General features: G+C 63.4%; 28 protein-coding genes. 13 read left to right on the forward strand and 15 right to left on the reverse strand.

Features of this window, described 5'->3' with window-relative positions; all coding sequences use genetic code 11:
- Positions 1-88: 88 nt before the first annotated feature.
- The 5 genes from G6N82_RS13315 (at position 89) to mddA (ending at position 3,595) form a co-directional block, all read left to right on the forward strand.
- Positions 89-1,555 (forward strand): leucyl aminopeptidase, encoded by a 1,467-nt coding sequence (locus G6N82_RS13315; protein ID WP_165197189.1) that lies wholly within the window; start codon positions 89-91, stop codon positions 1,553-1,555.
- 10 nt (positions 1,556-1,565) lie between these two features.
- Positions 1,566-1,730, forward strand: a complete 165-nt coding sequence (locus G6N82_RS13320; RefSeq protein WP_165197191.1) for a DUF2256 domain-containing protein — start codon at positions 1,566-1,568, stop codon at positions 1,728-1,730.
- Positions 1,731-1,751: 21 nt separating this feature from the next.
- Positions 1,752-2,201: a DNA polymerase III subunit chi gene (locus G6N82_RS13325; RefSeq protein ID WP_165197193.1), complete on the forward strand. Its 450-nt coding sequence runs from the start codon at positions 1,752-1,754 to the stop codon at positions 2,199-2,201.
- 85 nt (positions 2,202-2,286) lie between these two features.
- Positions 2,287-2,709 carry a nucleoside-diphosphate kinase gene (ndk, locus tag G6N82_RS13330; protein WP_165197195.1) on the forward strand — a complete coding sequence of 141 codons (423 nt, stop codon included), beginning with the start codon at positions 2,287-2,289 and terminating at the stop codon, positions 2,707-2,709.
- Between the two features lie 148 nt (positions 2,710-2,857).
- Positions 2,858-3,595 (forward strand): methanethiol S-methyltransferase, encoded by a 738-nt coding sequence (gene mddA, locus G6N82_RS13335; RefSeq protein WP_206520222.1) that lies wholly within the window; start codon positions 2,858-2,860, stop codon positions 3,593-3,595.
- Positions 3,596-3,601: 6 nt separating this feature from the next.
- On the opposite strand, the gene G6N82_RS13340 is transcribed toward mddA, so the two are convergent.
- From G6N82_RS13340 to purM, 3 genes are read right to left on the reverse strand one after another with little or no spacing between them, the layout of a single operon-like run.
- A complete protein-coding gene (locus G6N82_RS13340) occupies positions 3,602-4,801 on the reverse strand; it encodes a sulfotransferase (protein WP_165197197.1) in 1,200 nt (399 codons plus the stop codon).
- 6 nt (positions 4,802-4,807) lie between these two features.
- Positions 4,808-5,785: a phosphoribosylglycinamide formyltransferase gene (gene purN / locus G6N82_RS13345; RefSeq protein WP_165198267.1), complete on the reverse strand. Its 978-nt coding sequence runs from the start codon at positions 5,783-5,785 to the stop codon at positions 4,808-4,810.
- A complete protein-coding gene (gene purM / locus G6N82_RS13350; protein WP_165198265.1) occupies positions 5,775-6,881 on the reverse strand; it encodes a phosphoribosylformylglycinamidine cyclo-ligase in 1,107 nt (368 codons plus the stop codon). Before purM ends, purN begins: the two co-directional genes overlap by 11 nt.
- Before the next feature lie 73 nt (positions 6,882-6,954).
- Here purM and G6N82_RS13355 point away from each other — a divergent pair, with 73 nt between their 5' ends.
- Genes G6N82_RS13355 through G6N82_RS13370 form a run of 4 tightly spaced genes read left to right on the forward strand, consistent with a single transcriptional unit; the run spans position 6,955 to position 9,959 of the window.
- A complete protein-coding gene (locus G6N82_RS13355) occupies positions 6,955-8,232 on the forward strand; it encodes a heavy-metal-associated domain-containing protein (RefSeq protein ID WP_165197199.1) in 1,278 nt (425 codons plus the stop codon).
- Between the two features lie 13 nt (positions 8,233-8,245).
- Positions 8,246-8,857 (forward strand): DnaA/Hda family protein, encoded by a 612-nt coding sequence (locus G6N82_RS13360; protein WP_165197218.1) that lies wholly within the window; start codon positions 8,246-8,248, stop codon positions 8,855-8,857.
- Positions 8,858-8,883: 26 nt separating this feature from the next.
- Complete coding sequence (gene epsC, locus G6N82_RS13365; RefSeq protein WP_165197220.1) at positions 8,884-9,594, forward strand: serine O-acetyltransferase EpsC; 711 nt, start codon at positions 8,884-8,886, stop codon at positions 9,592-9,594.
- Positions 9,594-9,959: a DUF2794 domain-containing protein gene (locus G6N82_RS13370; protein ID WP_165197222.1), complete on the forward strand. Its 366-nt coding sequence runs from the start codon at positions 9,594-9,596 to the stop codon at positions 9,957-9,959. The genes epsC and G6N82_RS13370 overlap by 1 nt, the downstream gene beginning before the upstream one ends.
- Positions 9,960-9,974: 15 nt before the next feature.
- Here the strand turns inward: G6N82_RS13370 and G6N82_RS13375 are convergent, their stop codons facing one another.
- The 3 genes from G6N82_RS13375 to G6N82_RS13385 form a co-directional block, all read right to left on the reverse strand.
- Positions 9,975-10,367 carry a hypothetical protein gene (locus tag G6N82_RS13375; RefSeq protein ID WP_165197224.1) on the reverse strand — a complete coding sequence of 131 codons (393 nt, stop codon included), beginning with the start codon at positions 10,365-10,367 and terminating at the stop codon, positions 9,975-9,977.
- Between the two features lie 161 nt (positions 10,368-10,528).
- Positions 10,529-11,464 (reverse strand): SDR family NAD(P)-dependent oxidoreductase, encoded by a 936-nt coding sequence (locus G6N82_RS13380; protein ID WP_165197226.1) that lies wholly within the window; start codon positions 11,462-11,464, stop codon positions 10,529-10,531.
- A gap of 137 nt (positions 11,465-11,601) precedes the next feature.
- Positions 11,602-12,285 carry an HAD-IA family hydrolase gene (locus G6N82_RS13385; protein ID WP_165197228.1) on the reverse strand — a complete coding sequence of 228 codons (684 nt, stop codon included), beginning with the start codon at positions 12,283-12,285 and terminating at the stop codon, positions 11,602-11,604.
- A gap of 59 nt (positions 12,286-12,344) precedes the next feature.
- On the opposite strand from G6N82_RS13385, the gene glmU reads away from it, so the two are divergent.
- From glmU to G6N82_RS13400, 3 genes are read left to right on the forward strand one after another with little or no spacing between them, the layout of a single operon-like run.
- The gene (glmU, locus tag G6N82_RS13390) at positions 12,345-13,697 is read left to right on the forward strand and encodes a bifunctional UDP-N-acetylglucosamine diphosphorylase/glucosamine-1-phosphate N-acetyltransferase GlmU (protein WP_165197230.1); all 1,353 of its coding nucleotides are present in this window, start codon (positions 12,345-12,347) and stop codon (positions 13,695-13,697) included.
- Positions 13,694-14,335, forward strand: a complete 642-nt coding sequence (locus G6N82_RS13395; RefSeq protein ID WP_165197232.1) for a hypothetical protein — start codon at positions 13,694-13,696, stop codon at positions 14,333-14,335. Before glmU ends, G6N82_RS13395 begins: the two co-directional genes overlap by 4 nt.
- Positions 14,323-14,601 carry an HNH endonuclease gene (locus tag G6N82_RS13400; RefSeq protein ID WP_165197234.1) on the forward strand — a complete coding sequence of 93 codons (279 nt, stop codon included), beginning with the start codon at positions 14,323-14,325 and terminating at the stop codon, positions 14,599-14,601. The genes G6N82_RS13395 and G6N82_RS13400 overlap by 13 nt, the downstream gene beginning before the upstream one ends.
- Positions 14,602-14,634: 33 nt before the next feature.
- Here the strand turns inward: G6N82_RS13400 and G6N82_RS13405 are convergent, their stop codons facing one another.
- The 8 genes from G6N82_RS13405 to G6N82_RS13440 all read right to left on the reverse strand — a co-directional run bounded on the left by G6N82_RS13405 (position 14,635) and on the right by G6N82_RS13440 (position 22,593).
- On the reverse strand, positions 14,635-14,919 hold the full coding sequence (locus tag G6N82_RS13405; protein WP_165197236.1) for a DUF1153 domain-containing protein: 285 nt from the start codon (positions 14,917-14,919) through the stop codon (positions 14,635-14,637).
- Between the two features lie 238 nt (positions 14,920-15,157).
- Complete coding sequence (locus G6N82_RS13410) at positions 15,158-17,251, reverse strand: prolyl oligopeptidase family serine peptidase (RefSeq protein ID WP_346773736.1); 2,094 nt, start codon at positions 17,249-17,251, stop codon at positions 15,158-15,160.
- Between the two features lie 201 nt (positions 17,252-17,452).
- On the reverse strand, positions 17,453-17,710 hold the full coding sequence (locus G6N82_RS13415; RefSeq protein WP_165197240.1) for an ATP synthase F1 subunit epsilon: 258 nt from the start codon (positions 17,708-17,710) through the stop codon (positions 17,453-17,455).
- Positions 17,711-17,715: 5 nt separating this feature from the next.
- Positions 17,716-19,173 carry a F0F1 ATP synthase subunit beta gene (gene atpD, locus G6N82_RS13420; RefSeq protein ID WP_165197242.1) on the reverse strand — a complete coding sequence of 486 codons (1,458 nt, stop codon included), beginning with the start codon at positions 19,171-19,173 and terminating at the stop codon, positions 17,716-17,718.
- Between the two features lie 26 nt (positions 19,174-19,199).
- Entirely contained in the window at positions 19,200-19,556 is a 357-nt protein-coding gene (locus tag G6N82_RS13425) for a hypothetical protein (protein WP_165197244.1), read from the reverse strand.
- Positions 19,557-19,568: 12 nt separating this feature from the next.
- Entirely contained in the window at positions 19,569-20,468 is a 900-nt protein-coding gene (locus G6N82_RS13430) for a F0F1 ATP synthase subunit gamma (protein WP_165197246.1), read from the reverse strand.
- 28 nt (positions 20,469-20,496) lie between these two features.
- A complete protein-coding gene (gene atpA, locus G6N82_RS13435) occupies positions 20,497-22,026 on the reverse strand; it encodes a F0F1 ATP synthase subunit alpha (RefSeq protein WP_165197248.1) in 1,530 nt (509 codons plus the stop codon).
- Between the two features lie 12 nt (positions 22,027-22,038).
- Complete coding sequence (locus G6N82_RS13440; RefSeq protein WP_165197250.1) at positions 22,039-22,593, reverse strand: F0F1 ATP synthase subunit delta; 555 nt, start codon at positions 22,591-22,593, stop codon at positions 22,039-22,041.
- A gap of 387 nt (positions 22,594-22,980) precedes the next feature.
- Here G6N82_RS13440 and G6N82_RS13445 point away from each other — a divergent pair, with 387 nt between their 5' ends.
- Entirely contained in the window at positions 22,981-23,808 is an 828-nt protein-coding gene (locus G6N82_RS13445) for a TauD/TfdA family dioxygenase (RefSeq protein WP_165197252.1), read from the forward strand.
- 13 nt (positions 23,809-23,821) lie between these two features.
- Here the strand turns inward: G6N82_RS13445 and G6N82_RS13450 are convergent, their stop codons facing one another.
- A complete protein-coding gene (locus G6N82_RS13450; RefSeq protein ID WP_165197254.1) occupies positions 23,822-25,399 on the reverse strand; it encodes a serine protease in 1,578 nt (525 codons plus the stop codon).
- Positions 25,400-25,422 lie beyond the last annotated feature (23 nt).

The following is a 25,422-nucleotide window of genomic DNA, read 5'->3' on the forward strand; positions in this document are numbered from 1 at the left end:
CCTAATCGCAATCGCCATTAGCCAGAGCTTGCCGCGCGCGGATCAGCTCGTCCTGAAACTGCGCGCATTGATCCCTTTCGGAGTTACCATGCAGATCACTTTCACTGACCCCGCACCCGCCTACGCCCGCCTTATCGCCCATTTGGCGAACAAGGATGACTTGCCGCCGCGGCTTGAGCGCTCGCTTGTCGACGGTGCAGCAGCGGCGCGCTTCAAGGGCAATCCCGGGCAGCTGTTCGAAGGTTTCGTGGAGCGTGACGGGCAGGTGGTGCGGATCGCGCTGGCAGGGGCTGGCGATGGCGATGCGACGGGGGACAATCGCGCCGAAGGCCTTGAGAAGGCCGGCGCGGCGCTGGCGGCGAAATATCTCACCTCGGGCGAGACCGACCTGGTGCTCGATCTTTCAGGCAGCGGGGTGGATGCAAAGGGAGCCGCCGCAGTCCTGCTGGGCCTGCGCCTGCGTGCCTGGCGGCATGACGCCTATCGCACGCGGATGAAAGACGAGCAGAAGAAGACGCTCGGCAACGTCACGGTCATCAACTCACCTTCGGGCGCCGAAGCGGCCTGGGCCGATGCTGCCGCCGTGGCAGAAGGGGTTGAATTCACCCGTGAACTCGTCGCCGAGCCGGCCAACAAGATCTATCCGGTCAGCTTCGTCGAGCGTTGCCAGCAGCGCTTCGAGGGTACCGGCGCGGAACTGGTCGTGCTTGACGAGCCGGCGATGGAAATGCTCGGCATGGGCGCGCTGCTGGGCGTGGGGCAGGGCAGCGAGCAGCCCTCGCGCCTGCTGGCGATCAAGTGGATGGGCGGCAATGCCGGTGATGCGCCGGTGGCCTTCGTCGGCAAAGGCGTGACTTTCGACACGGGCGGTATCTCATTGAAGCCAGGACCCGGCATGTGGGACATGAAATGGGACATGGGAGGCGCGGGCGCAGTGGCCGGAGCGATGCTGGCGTTGGTCAAGCGCAAGGCCAAGGCCAACATTATCGGTGTCGTCGGGCTGGTCGAAAACATGCCCGATGGCAAGGCACAGCGCCCGGGCGATATCGTGACCTCGATGAGCGGGCAGACGATCGAAGTGCTCAACACCGACGCCGAAGGGCGGCTGGTGCTCTGTGACGCGCTGACCTGGACCCAGCGCGAGTTCTCGCCCTCGCTGATCGTCGATCTGGCGACGCTGACGGGCGCGATGATCATCTCGCTCGGCCATGAGCACGGCGGCATGTTCGCCAATGACGACGATCTCGCCAACGATCTGGCCGAAGCGGGCGCAAGCGTGGGCGACAAGCTGTGGCGGATGCCGCTGGGCGCAGCCTATGACAAGCTGATCGATTCGCCGATTTCGGACATGAAGAATATCGGTCCGCGCGAAGCCGGATCGATCACCGCGGCGCAATTCCTCAAACGCTTCATTGAGAATGACACGCCCTGGGCGCACCTCGACATTGCCGGGATGGTCTGGGCCGACAAGCCCGGTCGCACGTGGGACAAAGGCGCGACCGGCTATGGCGTGCGCCTGCTCGACCGTTTCATTCGCAACACTCTGGGCGGCTAGGGGCCGGTTCATGCCACGCATGCGCCGCAAGTCTGATCTTCCGACCAAGACTTGCGCGCATTGCGGCCTGCCGTTCACCTGGCGCAAGAAGTGGGAACGCGACTGGGATAATGTCCGCTATTGTTCGGAACGATGCCGCCGGTCGAAGGGGGAGCGCCGAGATGGCCTCATGTAGCGAAGCGGTAGGCCAGAAGAGATGACCACCCGCGTCGACTTCTACCAGCTCAGCCGTGATCCGGTTGAGCGCGTTGCAGTGATGCTCGCGCGCAAGGTGTTGCAGGCAGGCCAGCGGCTGCTGGTGGTTAGCGAGGACCCGGGGCAGCGCGCGGTGATCGGGCGCGAGCTGTGGCGCGGCGGCAGCCCGGAGGATTTCCTGGCCAATGGCGAGGCGGATGGCGCCCATTCAGCAAGCCAGCCGATCCTGCTCTCGGACAAGGCCGAGGCTCCCAATGGAGCGGGCATGGTGTTGCTGGCGGATGGGAAGTGGCGGCCTGAGGCCATGCAGTTCGAACGCGCACTGCTGCTGTTCGGTGCAGCCGAAACCGATGCGGCACGGGCCCTGTGGCGCGAGCTTGACGGGGCGGAGGGGGTAACCCGCGAGATCCACAAGCAGGACGAAAGCGGCCGCTGGCGCGCAGGGGCCTGACGCCGCAAAGGCTTGCAGTTGCTGCCACTCGGCGCTAGGGGCGCGCGCAACTCCAAAACACCCCCATTTCGCAAGGAACAGAACAATGGCGGTTACCCGCACCTTTTCGATCATCAAGCCCGATGCCACCAAGCGCAACCTCACCGGCGCGGTTACCAAGATGCTGGAAGAAGCCGGCCTGCGCGTCGTCGCTTCGAAGCGCATCCGCATGACCCGCGAACAGGCCGAAGGCTTCTATGCGGTCCACAAGGAACGCCCTTTCTTCGGCGAACTCGTCGACTTCATGATGAGCGAGCCGGTAGTGGTGCAGGTGCTCGAAGGCGAAGATGCCGTCGCCCGCAACCGCGAGATCATGGGCGCGACCAACCCGGCCGATGCCGCTCCTGGCACGATCCGCAAGGAGCTGGCGCTGTCGATCGGTGAAAACACCGTGCACGGCTCGGACAGCGACGAGAATGCGAAGATCGAGATCGACTTCTTCTTCAAGCCCGAAGAAATCGTCGGCTAACTCCGCATCAAGCGGCTTGTCTGAAGGCCTCGCTGCAGAGATGCAGCGGGGCCTTTCCGATTCAAGGGCTTGCCCCGTGGATTCGCTATCGGGGCAACAATCAGCTATTGTGCTTGCGGGTCGCCTGATGGTTCTGGGGGAGGGAATCATGGGCAGATTGCTGCTGATGCTGGTTTCAGCGACCTTTTACTCCGCTGCTGTCGCGGCTCTTCTTTTCTTTATCGGCTGGGTCGGTGCCTTCGATTTCATGCCGCTAACCGTAGACCAGGGACGCGACGGCCCCTTGATAACCGCCTTGCTGGTCAATTCCGGCCTGATTGCCTTGTTTGGCATCCAGCATTCCATGATGGCCCGGCCTGGTTTCAAGGAAGGTTGGACGAAGATCGTCCCGGCACCGGTGGAACGCAGCTTCTACTTGCTCGCGACTGTCGTGGTTCTTGGTGCGCTGTTCCACTTCTGGCACCCGATCGAAGGGACGATCTGGTCGGTCCAGAACGAAGCGGCGCGCCTGGCTATCTGGACGGTATTCTGGGCCGGTTGGGGCATTCTTTTGCTGTCGACCTTCCTGCTCAACCATTTCGAGCTGTTCGGCTTGCAGCAGGCATGGTTCAATCTGACGGGCAAGGAAGCTGCGCCGCCGAAGATGCGCACGCCGCTGTTTTACAAGCTGGTGCGCCACCCGCTCTATACCGGGTTCTTCCTCGGCCTGTGGGCGACGCCCGACATGACCTACAGCCATGCCTTCATGGCAGCCGGATTCACGATCTATATCATTATCGGGATTGCCTATGAGGAGCGCGACCTGCTCGACGTCTTCGGCGAACAATATGCCGATTATCGTAAGAGAGTAGGGGCCTTTATCCCGGGTATCGGCAAGAAGGCCTGAGCCCTCTCAGCCGGTCGCAGCGGCGCGGAAAGCCTTGAGCTGGGCAGAGTGCGCAGAATGCGCGCCATCCGCGCTGCCGCGCATCTGCGCCGTCATGGCGGCGCGGGCGGCGGAGGTCAGCTCAATGCCCAGCGCGGCATAGGCGGCCTCAACCGCGCCCTCCCAATCAGCATTGAGTACATCGAAATCGAGTTCTGCAACCGGACCGGAAAATCCGGCCAGCGCCTGGTCCAGCCGCTCATCGCGCAAGGCCAGCTTGCGGCGCCATTCCTGCTCGATCCATTCAAGGTCGGCCGCGTCTGACTGGATCGCCATCTGGTTCGCCACCAGCGACACCGCGCTGCGCCACACTTCTTCGTTGCAGCGGCGGGCGACCACCAGCCGCGCATCCGGGAACTGGGCAAGCAAGGCGGGCAGGTCTTCGGAAAACTGTGGCACTTTCATCACCCGCACCCGGTCAGCGTTGCCGGCATGTGCGGCATCGGTGCGCAGGATGCGCGCGTACTCATGATAAACCGGTGCTGGATCTCGCGCTTCGCTCCACATGCTGTAACCGCGCACCCGCCATTGCGCTTCATAGGCGGCATGGTTGAGCGCGGCAGCAAGCCAGCCGAGTTCTTCATCCGGATGTGCGGCGCTAAAAGGGTGGATCGTGTCGAGCCAGGGGTTGATCGTGCGGCCCATGGCGAGTGCAATGCCGCTCCAGATCGGCCGCATGTCGAGCTTTTCGGGCACCGGATGCCAGCTGTCGCAAAAGCGCGTGGCGGCATGGCGCGGATCGGCTGCCAGCAAGCGATGGATCCGGGTTGTGCCCGCGCGCATCTGGCCCACGACGATGATCGGCGGTGCGAGCTCGGTTTCGAGCAGTTCGGGCCGTCGCGCCCACAGTGCGCCAAGGCCATGGCGCTGGCGGATTACCCGGGCCAGCTGACCGTGGGCGATCGTGCGGCCCAGCGGGTTGAGATCGGCTTCGTTGACCAGCGCCGCGCACAGCCGCTCAAGCCGCAGCACGAAATCTGCTGCGTCTTCCTCCCTGCGGCCACTGGCGAGGTCATTCGGCTTGTAGTCGCTCGAGCCCTTCGCGAGCAGCTCTTGCGGATCGAGCGAGGGATAGGACGACAGCCCCTTGTCCCACGCTGTTGTGAGCCAGTCATTCAGGCGGTCGACACGGGGAGACCGTTCGAGCGGGTGTGTGCGCGGCGGCATGTCTAGCTAAAATTCCTTCGCCACGTCGATCAGTCGGGTCAATCGCTTGGGCGCCACCGCGCGCCAACTGCGTTCCAACCAATAATCCACTTGCGCCCAGTCAAGTTCCCGCCGGTTGAGCACTAGCCCGACCCAGCCGCTCGCGCCGTAGAAGGCCGGGCGATAGAAACTGGCCGGATCGCTTTCTACCAGCGAGGTCATTTCGTCGACGCCGCTGGTCTTCACCAGCAGGGCGATTGCTTCCTCGCCATGGTGGCGGTCGCTGAAATAGGCGAAATATTTGCCGCTTTTCCCGCCGACCCGCCAGCCGGGTGCCCCGTGACTGGGGCGCTCCTCCACTTCGGGCAGGGCCATGGCGCGGCGGCGCACCTGTTCGAGCAGCCATTCCGGATCGCTGCCACGCGACAGATAGGAGGCCAAGGCACGGGGGTAGAGCTGGTGTTCGGCCAGTTTGACCCGCTCGGCCAGTGCGTGAGCAGTGTCGCCCGGCAGGATCGCGACCTTCAATTGCTGCAGGATCGCTCCTGAATCGAGTTCGGGCGTGACGAGGTGAACCGTTGCCCCGCCGTGGCTATCCCCTGCCGCGATCGCGCGCGCATGGGTATCGAGGCCCTTGTACTTGGGCAGCAGCGAGGGATGAATATTGACTATCCGGCCGGCCCAGCGGGTGACGAATTCCTCTGACAGGATCCGCATATAGCCGGCGAGCACGATATACTCCGCCCCGGCATCGCGCGCGGCGTGCTCCATCACGGCATCATGGTCGGCACGCTCCATGCCCAGATGCGGATGTGAAAAGGTCGCGATCCCCTCAGCTTCGGCCAGCGTCAGCCCAGCGGCATCGGGCCTGTTGCTGGCGACGAGTGCGATCTCATAGGGGCAGTCTGACAAGCGGCTGGCATAGAGCAGCGCGGCCATATTGGTCCCGCCGCCAGAAATGAAAATGGCAATTCTTGCCTTTGCCGCGGCTGCATCAGGCAAGATGCGTTGCCTCCCAGTCGGCCTTGGCGCTCCAGGTGCCCTGGCTGCCGCGCACGGTGCAGCCGCGCTCGCCCGCCACGATCTCGCCGATGCGGAAGGCGGTTTCGCCTGCCGCCGCCAGCCCTTCGAGCACCGCCTCGACCTTGTCCGGCGCCACCGCCAGCACCATGCCGGTGCCGCAATTGAAGGTACGCGCCATTTCAGCTGGCTCGATGTTGCCTTGCGCCTGCAGGAAAGCCATTAGCCGCGGCTGCTCCCAGCTGTTGGCATCGACCATGGCATGCGCACCAGCGGGCAGGACGCGTGGAATGTTTTCCAGCAGTCCGCCACCGGTGATATGCGCCAACCCGTCGATCAAACCGCTGCGGATCAGCGGCAGCAGCGAGGCGACATAGATCCGCGTCGGCTCGATCAGCGCGTCGATCAGCAACTGCTCGGCATCGAACAGGGCGGGGCGATCGAGCTTCCAGCCCTTGTCAGCGGCAAGGCGGCGGACCAGCGAATAGCCGTTCGAATGCACGCCCGAGGATGCCAGGCCGATCAGCACGTGACCCGGTGCAACCTTCTCGCCGGTCAGCTGCTCGCCGCGCTCGACCGCGCCTACGCAAAAGCCAGCCAGGTCATAGTCGCCGGGCGCATACATGCCGGGCATTTCCGCCGTTTCGCCGCCAATCAGCGCGCAGCCCGCCAGTTTGCAGCCGTCTGCGATCCCCGCGATCACCCGCTCGGCCACGCCGTTTTCGAGTTTTCCGGTGGCGAAATAGTCAAGGAAGAACAGCGGTTCCGCGCCCTGTACGATCAAATCGTTGACGCACATCGCCACCAGGTCGATCCCGACGGTGTCATGCCGGTCATGGTCGATCGCCAGCTTGAGCTTGGTGCCCACCCCGTCATTGCCAGCAACCAGCAGCGGATCCTTGTATCCGGCAGCCCGCGGATCGAAGAAACCGCCAAAACCACCGATCTCGCCATCGGCGCCCGGGCGGCGCGTGGCCCTCACCAAAGGGCCGATCGCGCGGACCAGTGCATTGCCGGCGTCGATCGAGACCCCGGCATCTTCATAGGTGTAACTTTCGGGCGGCGGATTGTTGCTGGCCATAATGTTCACGGCTTTAGCCATTCGCGCTTGGAATTCCACTCGCCTTTGGGCAAAAGGCGTCAGCTTTTCCCCGATGACCGCATCCTTTCCCACCTTGCGCCCGTTGCCCACGCTGCCCAGCCGCCCGATCGCGCGGTTCGCGCTGGGGATTGCCATGTTCGTCGCACTGGCGTTCGGGTTCGCAATGCTGGCTGCGCAAATCGCCGGAGACCGCGGCATCGCCCCGGTGGCTTCGACCAGCGATATCGACGTTGGCGGGGTTGAAGTCGATGTGCGCGGTGACGATGCCGAAGACGCGCGCGAAAAGGGCTGGAGCGAAGCGCAGACGCTGGCGTGGAAAAAGATCAACGGGCCGGACCTGCCGCAATCGACGATTGAATCCATGGTTTCGGCGGTTGTGATCGAGCGCGAGCTGATCGGGCCCAAACGCTACCGCGCGACGCTGGGCGTGGTGTTCGATCGCAGCCGGGCTGCGCAGTACCTGGGCAGCGGCGAGCGCGGCCCGCCATCGGCGCCGATGCTGCTGCTGCCGGTCACCGCCAGCGCCGGCACCTTCACCATGTATGAGGTGCGCAACCCGTGGCAGCGCGCCTGGGCCGAATTCAATCCCGGGACCAGCCGGGTGAATTATGTGCGGCCGTCCGGCGCTGGTGGCGAATCGGTGCTGCTCAACCACGGGCAGACGATGCGCCGCAGCCGCGCCTGGTGGCGCGTGATCCTTGACCAGTTTGGTGCGGCCGATGTGCTCGTGCCGGTCGCCAGGCTCGAATATTCCTATCCCGGCGGGCCGGTGAAGGGTGTTTTTACGGCGCGTTACGGCCCCGACAATCGCTACCTCGACAGTTTCACCATGACCGCAGACAGCCCCGATGCTCTGCCCGAAATGCTCGATCAGGCGGTGCGGCGGGTGGATACGATTTTCCAGACGGCGCTGGCCGATGGCAAGTTGCGCCCTGATCCGACCTTGAGCGAAGACGGCGCGTCGTTGATGGACCCGGCGATCGCGCGCCTGATCCAGATTGGCCGAGCGATCGAAGCGCGCGAGGCGGCTATTGCGGCTGGCGCAGCCGAGCAGGGGCCGGACGCCGGACCGATCGAGGCGCCGACCGCTGTCGTCAGTTCCTATGTCGTGCAATTCGCCAGCCCCGATGCCGCCTCGATTGATGCCACGCTCGCCATGGTGCGCAGCGTCCCGGGCGTGCGCGGCGCCGCCACCACCAGCCTCGCCTTTGGCGGGACATCGGTGATGACGGTGAGTTATGCTGGCACGCTGAGCCAGCTGGCCGGTGCCTTGCGCGCGCGCGGTTTGAACGTGCAGCAGGGCTCTGACGCGCTCCTCATCAGCCGCTGACGAGGGGGCAGGCATGCCTTCGCAAATCGCGCTTCCGCTTGCTCCGCCCGGTAGCGGCCAGCCGACCCGCATTGTGATCGGCAATGCCAACCAGGCCGCCTATGACGCCTTGGCCAATCCGCAAGGGTGGCCATTCAATACAGCCGTCCTTACCGGCCCGCCGCGCTCCGGCAAGTCGCTGCTGGGCTTGTGGGCGGCAGCGCAAGGCATCGATGTGGTCGATGATGCGGACCGGCACGACGATGCCGAATTGTTCCATCGCTGGAACCGTGCGCAGGAAAGCGGCAGGCCATTGTTGCTGATATCTGGCAGCCAGCCGTGGGAGATCGCCCTGCCGGACCTGCGGTCGCGGCTGGGGGGATCGCTCCAGCTCGAAATCGGCGCCCCTGACGATGCGATGATCGCGCAGATGATCGAAGCGATCGCCCAGCAACGCGGCCTCGTGCTGGCCGATGGTGCGCTCGAATATCTTGTGCCGCGCGCGGAGCGCAGCTTTGCCGATATCGAGCGGCTGGTGATCGCGATTGACCGCTTGAGCCTTGAACGCAAGGTGCCAGCCACCATGTCGCTATGGCGAGATGCATTGGAATCCATCCGCGGTCCGGAGCAGGCGCGCTTGCTTTGATCGGCGTTTGGTGGGAGTAATTGGCTATGTTCGACCGGCTCAAAGCCTATCTGGACTCTGTCCGGGCGCGTGATCCGGCGCCGCGGTCGCGCTGGGAAATCCTATTATATCCAGGTGTTTGGGCGCTGTTCTTTCACCGGATTGCGCACTGGCTGTTCGAAGCCAAGCTGTTCTTCCTCGCGCGTCTGGTGAACCATTTTTCGCGCTTCCTGACCGCGATTGACATCCACCCGGGCGCCACGATCGGGCGGAATTTCTTCATCGACCACGGCTTTACCGTGATTGGTGAAACCGCCGAGATCGGGGACAATGTGACTATTTATCAATGCGTCACGCTGGGGGGCACCAATCCGACCAATGGGAAGGGCGGCAAGCGCCATCCGACCATACGCGACAATGTGATCATCGGCTCCGGCGCGCAGATCATTGGACCGATTACAGTTGGTGAACGGGCCCGTGTCGGCGCCAACGCGGTGGTGACCGACGATGTGCCCGAAGGCGCAACGATGATCGGGCTGAAGGCACGTTCCACGCTGGTCCCGGCCGAGGAATGGGTGCGCGAATTCATCCCCTATGGTACTCCGTGCGATGATCCCTGCGGGGAAAATGGCGCACTTGGGCGTGACTGCGTCGAAAAGCTGGAGAGCGAGATCGCCGGGCTGAAGGCGGAGATCGAAGCGCTCAAACGCGCAACCATGCCAGCCGAGCTGGCAAAGCGCAGCGGGACTGACGATTGATGAATTCGGGCATGCGCCCCGGCCAGCCCGGATCGGTCGTAGCATTTCCCGCGCGCGTGGCGGGGCAGGTCGGCTTCGACCGCGAGGAATTGCAGCGCATTCTCGATCTTTACGGACGGATGGTCGCGGCCGGCGAATGGCGCGACTACGCGATGGATTTCACGCGCGATGCTGCGGTTTTCGCCGCATTCCGGCGCACCGCCGAAAATCCCCAGGCCCGCATCGAGAAGCGTCCTGCGCTGCGCAACCGGCAAGGCATGTGGACGCTCTATGGCGAGCATGGCCAGGTGCTGAAGCGCGGGCACGAGCTGGCAGGTGTGCTGGCGCCGATGGAGCGGCGGCTGGTCAAGGCGGTGGAGGATTAGACTGCAAAAACCGATTCAGCGCCGACGATACAAGAATGCCATGGTGACGATCGAGGGCATAATCAGGCCCTTGAGGTAAGATAAAGGGTGGCGACCGATTATGAAGTCTGCCTCCACCATGCCGAAATGAGCCCAGTAATGGGTCGCTATCAAGCTGCCGATGCTCAGCCACATAGTCCAGAGCGCAAAGCGTTTACCGAGGACAACAAGGATGAGGCTGGCAATGATCGCCCCACGAAGGACAGACTGCAAGCCGTCATAGAAGACGCTGTTGGACAGCATCTGCCCGTGCGCGAAATCGGTCAACATCGTGACGTGGTAAAAAATGAACAGGCCTGCCAGCGCGAGTATGATCAAGCGCTGGATCAGATGCGGCGCAGGTTCGGGCCGGGTGGTAAGCGTCGTCATTGGCAGTGCCTCTCACTCCATCGCCCGATGATCTGAGAAGCACTAAATTTAGTGTGTTACAGTGTCAATACACTAAATGACATGGCCAGGCAGTCGGCCAAAAGAATGGGCCCCCTCGCATCGCTGCGCGGGAGCCCACTCTCTTAAATCGCTTTGATATATCAGCCGCGTGCGCTGGAAGGTGCGGCGTCGGCGCCAAGCACCTTCTGCATGGCCTTCAGGATATTGCCGCTCTGCTCGCTGCCGCTCTGCGGTGCGGTAAGGTTGGTGAAGGACGAGATCTTGTCCCAGTTGGCGGCAAAGCCTTCGACCGTGCGGTCTTCCTCACGCAGCCAGACAGCGTCGTTCATGACCGTCCAGGCGCTGTGATAGCCACCGGCACCCGCGCCCACGATGGCGTTGGTCGGCGCATCTTCGCTGACGAGGAAAAGCGCGGCCGGAACTACGTTTACCGGATCGAACAGCTTGAAGGCTTCTTCGGGAAACAGGTCTTCGGTCATGCGCGTGCCCGCTACGGGGCTGAGCGTGTTGACCTTGATGTTGTACTTCGCGCCTTCGAGCGCCAGCGTCTTCGTCAGGCCCGCAAGGCCCAGTTTGGCCGCGCCATAATTGGCCTGGCCGAAATTGCCGAACAGGCCGGTGCTGCTGGCGGTCATCATGATGCGGCCATAGGCCTGCTCGCGCATGGTTTCCCAGCATGCCTTGGTAACAAAGGCCGAACCGGTCAGGTGCACTTTCAGCACGAATTCGAAATCGGCCGGTTCCATCTTGGCGAAGGTCTTGTCGCGCAGCACGCCGGCATTGTTGATCAGCACGTGCACGCCGCCCCACTTCTGCTTGGCGTCAGCGACCATCTTTTCCATCTGCTCGTACTCGGTGACCGAGCCGCCATTGGACATGGCTTCACCGCCCATGGCCTCGATTTCCTCGACCACCTTCAGCGCCATGTCCGAATGGCCGGTGCCGTCGCGCGATCCACCAAGGTCGTTGACGACGACCTTCGCACCGCGACGAGCGAGTTCGAGCGCGTATTCGCGGCCCAGGCCACCGCCTGCGCCCGTAACGATGGCTACCTTGTCCTTGAAGTCGATGCTCATGGGGGTTCTCTCCTGCTTCAATTCAACGGGCTTTACGTGCCCGTAAACGTCAAATGCGCGCGCTGGGTGGCACTTTCCTTGCTGCGTTGCAACAGTCGCTTTTGACACCCGCCATGCCGTAGGGGCAGGCGGGCGGGCTAGAGCCGCTCCAGCGCCGGAATCAGCTCTGCCAGCGAATCGATTACGGCATCCGCGCCCAGCTCGTGCGGTGCGCGGTCGCAATAGCCATAGGCGGCGCCGATCACCGGGACGCCCGCAGCCTTTGCCGCTCTTACATCATAGGTCGAGTCGCCGACAAATGCGAAGCGCCGCGCCTTGCAGCGCTTTTGCGCTTCGATGACGGGCTCGGGTGCGGGCTTGGCGAGGAACGAGCCATCGGGGCCGCGCCCCATCGAATCCCCGCCGATGATCGCCACGAAATGCCGCGCCAGGCCGATTTCGGTGAGGATTTTCGTGGCAAATCCTTCGAACTTGTTGGTGACGACCGCCAGCTTCACCCCGCGCGCGCCCAGCTCTTCCAGTAACTCCAATGTATGCGGATATGGGCGGGTGTAGACGGCGTTATGCTCGGCGTAATATGCCAGCATCGCCTTGTAGAGCGCACGGAACTCTTCATCGGGCAGGCCGCCCTGTGCCTCGACCGCGCGGGCCAGCATGATTTTTGCGCCGCCGCCGATCAAGTCTTTCGAGCTTTCCACCGAGACCGGTTTCATGCCCCCCAGCTCCAGCGCATGGTTCACCGCCGTGCCGAGATCGCGGAACGTGTCGAGCAACGTACCGTCGAGATCGAAGCCAATGCCGTCAAAGCGAAAATCCGTCATGACGCTTGCGGTGGCGGATGGTGCTTCAAACCGCAAGCGTTTGGTGCCATGTGGCGCATATGAGTGATTTCGCCGCCATCATCCTTGCCGCGGGCAAGGGCACCCGCATGAAAAGCGACCTGCACAAGGTGCTCCACCCGATCGCGGGCAAGCCCATGCTGTTCCACCTGCTCGACAGTTTCGAGGAACTGTCACCGGCGCATACCGTCGTGGTGGCGGGGGATCGTCATGAGCAGCTGCGCGATGCGCTGGGCGGGCGCAATGTCTCGGTTGCGCTGCAGGAACCTCAGCTGGGTACGGCCCATGCCGCGCTGCAGGCGAAAGACGCGCTGAAGGGCTTCTCAGGCCTTGTCCTGGTGTGCTTCGGCGATTGCCCGATGGTGCAGGCAGCCACCGTGCGCCGCTTGCTGGGCGCGCTGGAAGGCGGCGCGAAAGTGGCAGTGCTGGGGTTCAGGCCCGAAGATCCGCTCGCTTACGGCCGGATCATCGCCGATGCAGACGGCACCGTCCGCAAGATGGTCGAATTCAAGGACGCGAGCGAGCAAGAGCGCGCGGTAAACCTGTGCAATCCCGGGCTGATCGCCGCGCATTCGGATGACATGTGGCCGCTGCTCGAGGCGGTCGGCAATAACAATGCACAGGGCGAATACTACCTGCCCGATGTCGCCACCGGGGCGATTGCCCGGGGTGACCGCGTAGTTGTGATCGAAACCGCTGCGGACGAGGTAGCGGGGATCAACAGCCGCGCAGAGCTGGCGACAGTTGAAGCCCGCTGGCAGGCTGCACGGCGCGAAGCCGCGATGGCCGATGGCGCCACGCTGATCGCGCCGGAAACGGTGTTCTTTTCGCACGACACGCAGCTGGGCCGCGATGTGACGGTCGAGCCCAATGTCGTGTTCGGCCCCGGGGTGCGCGTGGCCGATGGCGCGACGATCCACGCTTTCTGCCACCTTGAGGGCGCCAGCGTGGGCGAGGGCTGTTCGGTCGGCCCGTTTGCGCGCCTGCGCCCTGGCGCGGTGCTGGAGAAGGGCAGCAAGATCGGCAATTTCGTCGAGATGAAGAACGCGGTGCTGGGCGAAGGGGCCAAGGCCAATCACCTGACCTACCTCGGCGATGCCACGATCGGCGAGCATGCCAATATCGGCGCGGGTACGATTACCTGCAATTACGACGGCTATTTCAAATACCGCACCGAAATCGGGCCGCGGGCCTTCATCGGATCGAACAGCGCGCTGATCGCCCCGGTTCGGATCGGCGCGGATGCGATCGTCGCCGCCGGCAGCGCGGTCAGCCGTGATGTCGGCGATGGCGACCTGCGCATGGTACGCGGCGAGCAGATCGTGAAGCCCGGCTGGGCCGATCGTTTCCATGACGCGATGAAGAAGAAAAAGGCCGCAGCGAAGAAGGGATGAGGCGTTTCGCAACCCTTGGCGCACTCGCCGCACTGACTGCATGCGGTGAACCGCAACCTGAGAGGCAACAAGCCGCCGAGCCTGCTGCTGTAGCAAGCGTCGGGGCAAGTTCGACCACGGGGCCTGCTGCAGATGCGGTCGATCGCGCCGTCGGTGCCGAGCCGGTTGATCGCGCAGCCCGGGCCAATCCGGTCGCGTGCACCTCGCAGGAGGAGACGATCTTCTCTTGCGAGATGCCTGGTGGCAAGCGCCTGGCGGTCTGTGCGCCGCAAATGGGCGAGGCTGAATACCGCTTCGGCGGTGCCGAGCCGGAAATTGTCCTGACCGGCGGTGTATTGGCCAATGTTCCCTATTCTGGCGGCGGCGAGGCGCAGATCCGGTTTGCCAACGCGGGCACCCAGTACATAGTCTACAGCCGCATGGTGCGAACGAATTTCACCGAAGGCGAGCCCAACAACCCTGCAATCAGCGATGGCGTGGTGATCCTGCGCGACGGGAAATTTGTCGCAATCCGGCCATGCGAAGGCGGCCAGGCCGAGATGCCGGTGAAGATCAATGCGGCCAAGCGAGTGTTCGCCGGTAACTATCGGCTCTTCACCGAAGAAACGATCAGGGGCGATCCCGAATGGGCGAGGTAATCGCCGAAGCCTGCTGGCTGTGTGAACGGCCCTTCGAGACTTTGCTCCAGTGGCATCACCCTGTGCCCAAGGCGAAGAAGGGGCGTGAGACCGTTCCGGTCCATCCAATCTGCCACAAGGCGATCCACGCCAATTTCACCAATGCCCAGCTGGCACGGATGGGCGCGGACATTGGGGCGATCCGGGCGCATCCCGATGTTGCGAAATTCGTGCAATGGGTCAGCACGAAGCCGCCCGATTTTCACGCACCAACCAGGAAAAGGTGAGCGAAACCGGGCGGCTTGCATTCAGTCAGGCCATTAGGCCTCTTCGTAGGCGACGGGTACCTTGTGCCTGCGCAGTTCGAGCGGCTGTTTCGGTTCGACCTTGCGCGCATGGCGCTGGTCCACCTTTTCTTCCCATTGGCGGAACTCGCTACGGCTGAGCAGGTAACGCCAGCGGGCCTCGTCAAAGCTGATCAGCTTGTCGCGGACCGCGCGGACCACTTCTTCCTTGCGGGCTTCGGTCCAGTTGATGTCATGCGATTCAGGCAATCCGGCACGCTTGATCGCGTCGGCTACCGTTTCGTTCGGGGCATAGGGCATAGTTCATCTCCAAGCATTTTGGCCCCCCTTGATTGAAAATTCTGGGTTTCGAGAGTTAATTTGGCCTTTCGAGCCATGCTTTCGATTGGGTTAAGCACCCGATCCGTTGGATTTGCAGGACGAGTTGATCCATTTTTGGCGCCAGGCCGGCTTCAATCGACGCGGAAGTATCATCTCAAAACAAACAAGGGCGACCCCAAGAAGAGTCGCCCCTGCTATTCTTCCGATCGGTGCCGGATTATTTATCGGCAACTGGGTCCATCAGTTGCTGCATCAGATAGACATATTGCAACGCCTGCAGCTTGGCGCGCTGTTCATTGTCGACGCCGCCGGAATGGCCGCCGGTCATGTCCTCGAAATAGTAATAGGGCTGGCCCAGTTCCTTGAGCTTCGCAGCGCCTTTGCGGGCGTGGGTGGGATGGGTGCGGTCATCCGCAGTCGAAGCCCACAGGAACGGCGTGGGATAATCCACGCCCGCCACGATCTTCTGATAGGGCGAATAGCCTTCGATCCAGGCGCGCTGCTCTGGGATGCGCGGATCGCCATATTCGCCGATCCAGGAAGCGCCGCGTCCGATCACGTGGAAGCGCAGCATGTCGAACAGCGGGATCTGCACGATTGCCGCGTTGAACAGGTCGGGCCGCTGGGTAAATGCGGTGCCGACCAGCAAGCCGCCTTGCGAGCCGCCCATGATCCCGAGGTGTTCGGGCGAGGTGAAACCGCGATCGACCAGGTCCTGGCCCACGGCGATGAAATCGTCCCACGTCCGCTGCTTGTTCTCGCGGATGGCGGTCTGGTGCCACATCGGCCCGAATTCGCCGCCGCCGCGCAGGTTTGCGAGCACGAATGCGCCGCCCTTTTCCAACCACAGCTTGCCGGTTACGCCCATGTAGCTGGGCAGGCGCGGCACCTGGAACCCGCCGTAACCGGTCATCAGCGTGGCCATGCTGCCGTCCATCGCCGCGCCGGCGCGGCGGACGATGAAATAGGGAATCTTCGTGCCGTCGGCGCTCGTCGCTTCCAGCTGCCGGACTTCAAGCCCGGCCTTGTCGAAACGGCTGGTTTCCCGCTTGATCACCTCTGGTGTGCCACCATCGGCGTAGTAGAGCGTAGTGGGATTGAGGAAATCGGTGACCGTGAACATGATCTGGTCGGTTTCGTCAGACGAGGTCGTGATGCCGATCGTGGCATTGCCGGGCAGTTCCACCGGGCTTTGCTGCCATGCGCCGCCGTTTTCATTGGCGACGAAATCGAACTTCACGACCTTGCCGACGACGTTGTCGAGCATGCTGACGAACAGCGAGCTGCCGGTGGTGGCGGAGCCCTGCTTGGTCTGGCGTTCGCCGGGGGCCCATACCAGTGTCTTCTTTGCACCGTTGGGATCCGCTTTCCACGCCTCAAGATCGACCGCGATCAGGCTGTCTGCCGGGAATGTCTGCCCGTCCACGGTCCAGTCGACATCGGTTGAGTAGAGCAAATGGCCGTCCACGATCGCATAGGGCGAGGCCTTGAGCGGGATGTCGAGCCGCAGCCATTCGCCGTCCTTCTCGACATAATATTCGGTCTCGTGAAAGCTGACAGCGCGGAACGCCATGCGGGCATGGATCACCGCCTTGTTGTCGCGCAGCAATGTGGCGCCGGCCCAGACATCGCTTTTCTCGCCGCGGAAAATTTCGGGCGCATCGTCGATCGACGTGCCGCGCTTCCACACGCGCGAGCTCAAGGGATATTCGCTTTCCGTCAGCGTGCCTTCGCCAAAGTCGCGGCCGACCAGCAGCGTGTCTTCGTCGATCCACTGGATGCCGCCCTGGCTCTTCCGGTCGAGTACGAAGCCGCCTTCGACAAAGCTCTTGGTCGCCGTATCGAATTCGCGCAGGACAGTTGCGTCCTCGCCGCCGTCGGATAGCGCGATCATGCATTTGTTCAGCGCCGGGGGCAGGCAGGTCGAGCCTTGATAGACCCATTCCTTGCCCTCGGCTGCAGCCAGCGCATCGACATCAAGAATGGTTTCCCACTCCGGGCTGTCGCTGCGATAGCTTTCGAGCGTGGTGCGGCGCAGCAGCCCCTTGGGGTTCGCCTTGTCCTGCCAGAAATTGTAGAGCCCGTCGGGCCGGAAGCTGACATAGGGGACGCGGTCTTCGCTATCGAGGATGGCGAGCGCTTCGTTCTTGAGCTGCTCGAACCGCGGATCGGCTTCCAGATGGGCCAAGGTGCGCTGGTTTTCCTGGGTTACCCAAGCCAGCGCTTCGTCGCTGCGCGCTTCCTCAAGCCAGATATAGGGATCCTGTTCAGGGCCGGGCTCGCCGTCCTGGGCAATTGCTTGTGTTGTCATGGAAAGTGCCAATGCTGCGCCGAGAGCGGCGGTGGATACAAGTTTCATGGATTGAGCGACCCTTCTCAATAGAATTCCCAACCATTGCCAATCAGGGCGCCCCGCGCAAGGCTGTTTGCCCGATCAGAGATGCGGTTTGTCGAACGAAAAAGGGCGGCCCCTGCGGACCGCCCCATTCGTGTTCGCAAAGGTCGAAGCAAATCAGCCCTCGACGTGCTCCGCCAGTACGGTCAGGCCGTTTTCGCCGACTTCGGCAAAGCCGCCGCGCACTTCGATCAGTTCGGGCTGCGCCCCGTCGGTCTTGTAGACCTGCACCGCGCCGTCACGGATCGTCGACATGAAGGGCGCGTGCCCTTCAAGCACGCCGAATTCGCCCTCGGTGCCGGGGACGACCACCATGTGGACGTCCTCGGACCTGACCAGCTTTTCCGGCGTGACGAGTTCGAAGTGAAGGGGCATGATGCTTACGCGTCCTCGGCCAGCTTCTTGGCCTTTTCGACCGCCTGGTCGATGCCGCCAACCATGTAGAAGGCCGCTTCGGGCAGGTGGTCATATTCGCCTTCGACCACCGCCTTGAACGACTTTATCGTGTCTTCTAGCTGCACGAACACGCCCGGAATGTTGGTGAACACCTCGGCGACGTGGAACGGCTGCGACAGGAAGCGCTGGATCTTGCGCGCGCGGGCGACGGTCAGCTTGTCCTCTTCGGACAGCTCGTCCATCCCGAGGATGGCGATGATGTCCTGCAGGCTCTTGTACTTCTGGAGCGTTTCTTGAACCTTACGCGCGGTTTCATAGTGCTCGGTGCCGACAACGCGCGGTTCGAGAACACGGCTGGTCGAGTCAAGCGGGTCAACCGCAGGGTAGATGCCCAGTTCCGAAATCGCGCGGCTCAGCGTGGTCGTCGCGTCCAAGTGAGCGAACGAGGTCGCCGGCGCCGGGTCGGTCAAGTCGTCGGCCGGAACGTAAATTGCCTGCACCGAGGTGATCGAGCCCTTGGTGGTCGAGGTAATGCGTTCCTGGAGGTTACCCATGTCAGTGGCGAGGGTCGGCTGGTAGCCCACCGCCGAAGGAATACGGCCGAGCAGCGCCGACACTTCCGAACCCGCCTGGGTGAAGCGGAAGATGTTGTCGACGAAGAACAGCACGTCCTGGCCTTCCTGGTCACGGAAGTATTCCGCCATGGTCAGGCCCGAAAGAGCGACGCGGGCGCGGGCACCCGGAGGCTCGTTCATCTGGCCGAACACCAGCGCCACCTTCGAACCTTCGCTGGTGGCGTTGCCATCGGCGTCCTTGGCGATAACGCCGGCGTCGAGGAATTCGTGATAGAGGTCGTTACCTTCGCGGGTACGCTCACCCACGCCGGCAAACACCGACACGCCGCCGTGACCCTTGGCGATGTTGTTGATCAGTTCCTGGATCAGCACGGTCTTGCCCACGCCAGCGCCGCCGAACAGGCCGATCTTGCCGCCCTTTGCGTAAGGCGCGAGCAGGTCGATCACCTTGATGCCGGTGACGAGGATGGCGGCTTCGGTCGACTGGTCAACAAACAGGGGCGCCTCGGCGTGGATCGGGGCGGTCATTTCCGCACCGATCGGGCCGCGCTCGTCGATCGGCTCGCCGACGACGTTCATGATCCGGCCGAGCGTCTTGGGGCCGACCGGCACCGAGATCTGCTTGCCGGTGTTGATAACTTCGCTGCCGCGGGTGAGGCCTTCGGTGGCGTCCATCGCGATGGTGCGCACGGTGTTCTCACCAAGGTGCTGGGCAACTTCGAGAACCAGCGTGTTGTCGCCGTTCTTGGTTTCCAGCGCGGTCAGGATCGCGGGCAGTTCGCCCGGAAACTGTACGTCGACGACAGCGCCGATGACCTGGCTGATGGTGCCGTTGGTGGTCTGGTTCAATGCGGGTGCGGTGGCCATTTTGATGTCCTGCTCTTGTCGGTATCTTACGCGCCCTGGGCGCAAACTGTTTCTGGATCGGCGATTGCCCATGCGTCATCGACTACGGTCATGGTCGCCTTGTTGCGGAGATATTCGTCATCGCCGAGGCCGTATTCGCATACGACGTCTTCCGAACCGAGCCCGGCGCGCTTGCACACAGCGGTGTTGACAGGCTTCGCATTCGGGCAAGCGGCTGCCAGCGTTTCGGCGAACAGCTTCTGGTCGGGTGCAGCGATCGTTTCCATGGCGGCAATCTGCTCCTCAACCGAGGGTGTTTCCTCAGGCACGGGCGCAGGCGTCTGTTCGCCGCAAGCAGCGAGGGCCGCAAGCGGCAACAGCATCAGGATGGTGCGGTTCATCATGGTCACCTTCGCTTACAACGCTTCCGCGCCGGCAATGATTTCGATCAGTTCGGTGGTGATCGCGGCCTGGCGGCTGCGGTTGTACTGGATCGTCAGCTTGTTGATCAGGTCGCCTGCGTTGCGCGTGGCGTTGTCCATCGCAGTCATCGATGCGCCCTGTTCGCTCGCTTCGCGTTCGAGCAGCGCGCCGAAGATCTGCGTCTTGACGTAGCGCGGCAGCAGTTCTTCGAGGATTTCCTCTTCGCCCGGCTCGTATTCGACCACGGCATCGCCGCCCGCGGCATCGCCGCCCGCGGCATCCTCGGGCCCAGAGTTATTGGACGGGACCGGGATCAGCTGGATCGTGGTCGGGTCTTGCGCCAGCGCGCTCTTGAAGGTCGGGTAGACCAGGTGCGCGACGTCGAATTCGCCCGCTTCGAACATGCCGATCAGTTCGGCTGCGATCGCATCGGCTTCTTCGAACCCCGGGGTCTTTACATTGGCCGTGTCGAACAGCTTGGCGATGCGGCTTTCAAAGTCGCGCTTGATCGGGGCGCGGCCTTTCTTGCCAACCAGGTAGAACTTCACGTCCTTACCTTCCGCGATCAGCTGCCTCGCCTGTTTCTTGGCCTCTTTCACGATATTCGCGTTGAGACCGCCGCACAGGCCCTTGTCGGTGTTGACCACCACCAGCAGGTGGCGCTGGTTGCTGCCGGTGCCGGCAAGCAGCTTGGGCGCGGAATCGCTCTTGCCCACTTTGGCCGCGAGCGACGCCATCACCGCCGCCAGCCGTTCGGCATAGGGGCGTGCGGATTCAGCCGCAGCCTGCGCACGGCGCAGCTTGGCCGCCGCGACCATTTGCTTGGCCTTGGTGATCTTCTGGGTCGATTTGACCGAGTTGATCCGGCCTTTGAGTTCCTTCAGCGAGGCCATGTCGGCTCCCTAATCGTGTCTCTCAGGCTCAGGCGAACTGCTTGGCGAAGGCGTCGAGCGCAGCTTTCGTCTTGTCGGCGGTTTCACCTTCGAACTTGGTCGTCTCGCGGATTTCCTTGAGGACGTCGGCATGCTCGGCGCGCATGAACGCCAGCATCTGTTCCTCATATTCGGTCACGCGGTCAACCGGGATGCTGTCGAGATAGCCGTTGGTGCCGGCATAGATCGACACGGTCTGCTCTTCGAACGGCAGCGGCGAGAACTGCGGCTGCTTGAGCAGCTCGGTCAGGCGCGCACCGCGGTTGAGCAGCTTCTGCGTCGCAGCGTCGAGGTCCGAACCGAACTGCGCGAAGGCCGCCATTTCGCGGTACTGCGCCAGCTCCAGCTTGATCGAGCCCGACACCTTCTTCATCGCCTTGGTCTGGGCAGCGCCACCGACGCGGCTGACCGACAGGCCGACGTTGATCGCCGGACGGATGCCCTGGTAGAACAGGCCGGTTTCAAGGAAGATCTGGCCGTCGGTGATCGAAATCACGTTGGTCGGAATATAGGCCGACACGTCGCCTGCCTGCGTTTCGATGATCGGCAGCGCGGTCAGCGAGCCGCCGCCATTGGCCTTGCTCATCTTCGCCGCACGCTCAAGCAGGCGGCTGTGGAGGTAGAACACGTCGCCCGGATAAGCTTCGCGGCCCGGCGGGCGGCGCAGCAGCAGCGACATCTGGCGGTAAGCCACGGCCTGCTTCGAAAGGTCGTCATACACGATCACGGCGTGCATGCCGTTGTCGCGGAAGAATTCGCCCATCGCGCAGCCGGTGTAGGGTGCGAGATACTGCAGTGGAGCAGGCTCCGAAGCGGTTGCGGCGACGACGATCGAGTATTCCATCGCGCCGTTTTCTTCGAGCTGGCGGACGATCTGCGCCACGGTCGAGCGCTTCTGGCCGACGGCGACATAGATGCAATAGAGCTTCTTCGATTCGTCGTTCGACGCGTTGACGCCCTTCTGGTTGATGAAGGTGTCGATCGCGACGGCGGTCTTGCCGGTCTGGCGGTCACCGATGATCAGCTCGCGCTGGCCGCGGCCCACGGGGACGAGCGCGTCGATCGCCTTGAGGCCCGACTGCACCGGCTCCGACACGGATTCACGCGGGATGATGCCCGGCGCCTTTACTTCGACGCGGCGGCGCTCGGTCGCTTCGATCGGGCCCTTGCCGTCAATCGGGTTGCCAAGGGCATCGACCACGCGGCCCAGCAGGCCCTTGCCGACCGGCACGTCCACGATGGTGCCGGTACGCTTGACGCTGTCGCCTTCCTTGATTTCGGCGTCAGAGCCGAAGATCACGACGCCGACATTGTCGGCTTCGAGGTTCAGGGCCATGCCCTGGATGCCATTGGCGAATTCGACCATTTCACCGGCCTGGACCTTGTCGAGGCCGTGGATGCGGGCGATCCCGTCACCCACCGACAGCACGGAACCGACTTCGCTGACTTCGGCTTCAGTGCCGAAATTGGCGATCTGGTCCTTGATGACCTTGGAGATTTCTGCGGCGCGGATTTCCATGTCTTTAGTCCTTTAGGCCTTCATTGCCTGCGCAAGTGAATTCAAACGGGTGCGGATCGAGCCATCAATGCGCTGCGATCCGATGGTGACGACGAGGCCGCCCAGCAAGTCCGGGTCGACGCTCGGCTTGAGCTTGACGGTGCGCCCCTGGCGGGCGGTGAGCTTGTCCTTCAGCTGCGCCAGCTGCTCATCGCTGAGCGCGTGCGCGCTGGTGACTTCGGCGGTGACCTCGCCGCGCTGTGCCGCGGCGATGGTCTGGAAAGCGCGGATCATGTCGCCGAGCGACGAGAGGCGGCGGTTGCCGGCCAGCACACCGAGGAAATTCCTGGTAAGGTCCGACAGCCCCAGATGCGCGGCGACAGCGGCGATCGCTTCAGCCTGCGCCTTGCGGCTCAATTCGGGGTTGGTGGTGACGCTGCGCAGCTCGGCCGATTCGGCAAGTGCGGCGCCCAGCGTTTCGAGATCCGATTCGACAGCGGTCACGATGCCGCCCTCGGATGCGAGCTCGAACAAGGCCACGGCGTAACGCCCAGCTAGGCTAGCCTGAATACCGGCGGAAATATCCACGCGTTTGAGGTCCTTTAGGATCTGCGAAAATAACGATGCATCGCTTCAACCGTTCCGGGCACACAGGGGGAGCCCCGGCAAAGCTGGCGCGCGCCTAGCATCGCCTCTTCGCAAGTGCAACCCGGAGTCTGTTTGATTTGCCCTCAAACGCCGGGCGCGGCCCGTCCGGGCCGCTTGGCTACCTCCGTCGCTTCGCTCCTCCGGGCGCGCGGTCGCGCTTGCGGGCTGCTTGCACAGCCCGTAACATCGCCAGCCAGCCAAGCGGACCGCAAGGCCGACCGGCCGCCCGCAGCGATGCGACCGTCAGGTCGCGTGAGCGAGGATAGCCAAGTGAGCGGACGCGAACGCCGGCGATTGAGGCCAAATAGCAAGGCTGGGAGAGGAACGATGGAACTGACGCCGATGGCCCCCAAATGCGGGGTGGAGATATCGGGCGTGTCGCTGGCGAATTGCAGCGATGCCGAAATGGATTCGATCAAACAGGCGATCTACAATCACGGAGTGGCGGTGTTCCGCGACCAGGAGTTCTCGCCCGAGGAGCACATTCGCTTCGGCAAGCGCTGGGGCGGGATCGACATCAACAACTATTTCCCGCTGCAGAAGGACTTTCACGAGATCGCGGTGGTCAAGAAAGAAGCCGACCAGCAGACCAATATCGGCGGGGACTGGCACACTGACCATTCGTATGACCAGATTCCGGCGATGGGATCGGTCCTGGTGGCGCGCGAATTGCCGCCCAGCGGGGGCGATACCATGTGGGCGCATATGGGGGCTGCCTATGATGCGCTGCCCGCCGAGGTGAAAGCCGAGATCGAGGGGCTGGAGGCGTTCCACACCGCCGACCATATCTACAAGGCCGATGGCCTGTACGCGCAGACCGATATGGGCAAGAACCTGCGCGGACAGGATCTCAAGACCGGCGCGGTGCATCCGGTGGTGATCCGCCACCCGCATACGGGGCGCAAGCTGCTCTATGTCAACAAGGCCTTCACGATCCATTTCGTTGGCCAGACCCGCGAGCAAAGCCTGCCGCTACTCCAGCGTCTCTATGATGCCGCGCTGACCGGTGACAACCAGTGCCGCCTGCAGTGGCAGCCGGGCACGATTGCGATCTGGGACAACCGGACCACCTGGCACAATGCGCTGAATGATTATCAGGGGCATCGCCGCGAGATGCATCGCATCACGCTAAGCGGGGAAGCCTTGGCGGCCTAGTTTATCGGCCTGGCTAATCTCCGCCGGTCGCCGCTAGCGGTGCAGTGCGAGCCGCGCGCGGCTCGCAGCTATAGACCAGCCGTTCATTGGGGCGCGGCGGCAACAGCGCAATCACGCTTTGCTGCTGTTCGCCCAGCGTTTGCGCGGCATCGGTGGTGCGGCATTGCGGCGTCTCGTAGGCGGCGCGCGCCTCGCGTGCCTGCGCCATCGCGTCACTGCCCAGCAGGTAGCGTTCGGTCAGGAAGGTGCGCGTTTCCGGATCATAGCGGTTGATCGATACCGCCTGCTCGTCATCGGGCACCATCACCCGGGTCCATTCGCCGCCGTTGAGGCCGTATTGCGTGCGGGTGTTGACGCAACCATCCGCCGCCCAGTCGAACTCGACATCGTCGGTTCGCGCGCCAGTGATGCGGCTGCGTTCGGGAACCAGTGTACACAGCATGGTGCCTTCGCGCGCCGCAGACACCGCCTCGTCCGGGCGATTGCCTTCTTGCTCGCGAAGCGCGGCTTCGACCCGGCGGTCGATCTCGTCGATCCCGGGGCGCGAAACCCACAGGATGCCCGCACCTGCCAGCGCAACCAGCGCTACCCCGGCTGCCACCATGACGCGCCGTTCGCCGCCCTCCTGCTTGCGCGCCTGCTCCGCGACATAGCCTGCACCTACTGCTACCAGCAGCAGCAACAGCGCCAGCGCCATGGCATTTTCGCGCTCGTTCTGGACCGCCAGCTGCGCTTCGAGCTGAGCCCGCGCGCGGCGCTCGCGCAATTCGTTGGCCCGCGCCTCCAGTCGCTGCCGGGCCTCGGCCCGTTGCTGCTCAAGCCGCGTGCGTTCCGACGCCTCCAGCTCGTCGATGCTGCGGCAAGGCAGGTTGTTGACGCTCGGCTCAACCTCGTTGCTGCGCAGGAAAGGCAACAATTCGCGGATCGAAACCGCGAAATAGAACTCGGCGTCCGATCCGCCGGAATCCGCGCCAAAGCTGTTGACGCCCAGCACCCGCCCGCAACCGTCGAGCAGCGGCCCGCCCGAATTGCCGCGCGCGATCGGCGCTGTGTGCAGGATCGTGTCGAACTGGCGGCTGGGGCGCGCGCCTGACAGGAAACCGCGGCTCTTCACCGGCGGCTGGGCGCGGAAGATGTCGCTGATTTCCAGCCCTTGCGCCTGGTCGACGTTCATCGGGTAACCGACTGCCGATACCTCGCCCATGTCCCCGGCAAGGCTGCCGGCCAGTGTCAGCGGGGGCAGGCGCAGATTGCCCTCGGTTATCTCCAGCAGTGCCAGATCGTTGCGCGGGCTGACGGAAACCGGCCGGGCATAGGCTGCGGCGCTGCCTTCTGACGGGACGATGCCGATCCGCAATGTGTCGTCCTGCAAGGCTTCGCGGATGACATGCGCATTGGTGACGATCTGTGTCGGCGAAATGGCAAAGCCCGAACCATGGCTGACCGGGAAGATTTCGCGCCCGTCCGTCCCCACGATCACCACGCGCACCACGCCGCGGGCTGCAGCGTCGATGTCCGCCGGATCGGCGTTGGCCGGACGGGGCAGCACAAGCGCAAGCAGCAATGCGAAAAGCGTGAGGAAGCGACCCATAGTGCTTCTGTTTGACCCGCATT

Source organism: Altererythrobacter sp. BO-6 (assembly GCF_011047315.1).
Classification (GTDB): domain Bacteria; phylum Pseudomonadota; class Alphaproteobacteria; order Sphingomonadales; family Sphingomonadaceae; genus Erythrobacter.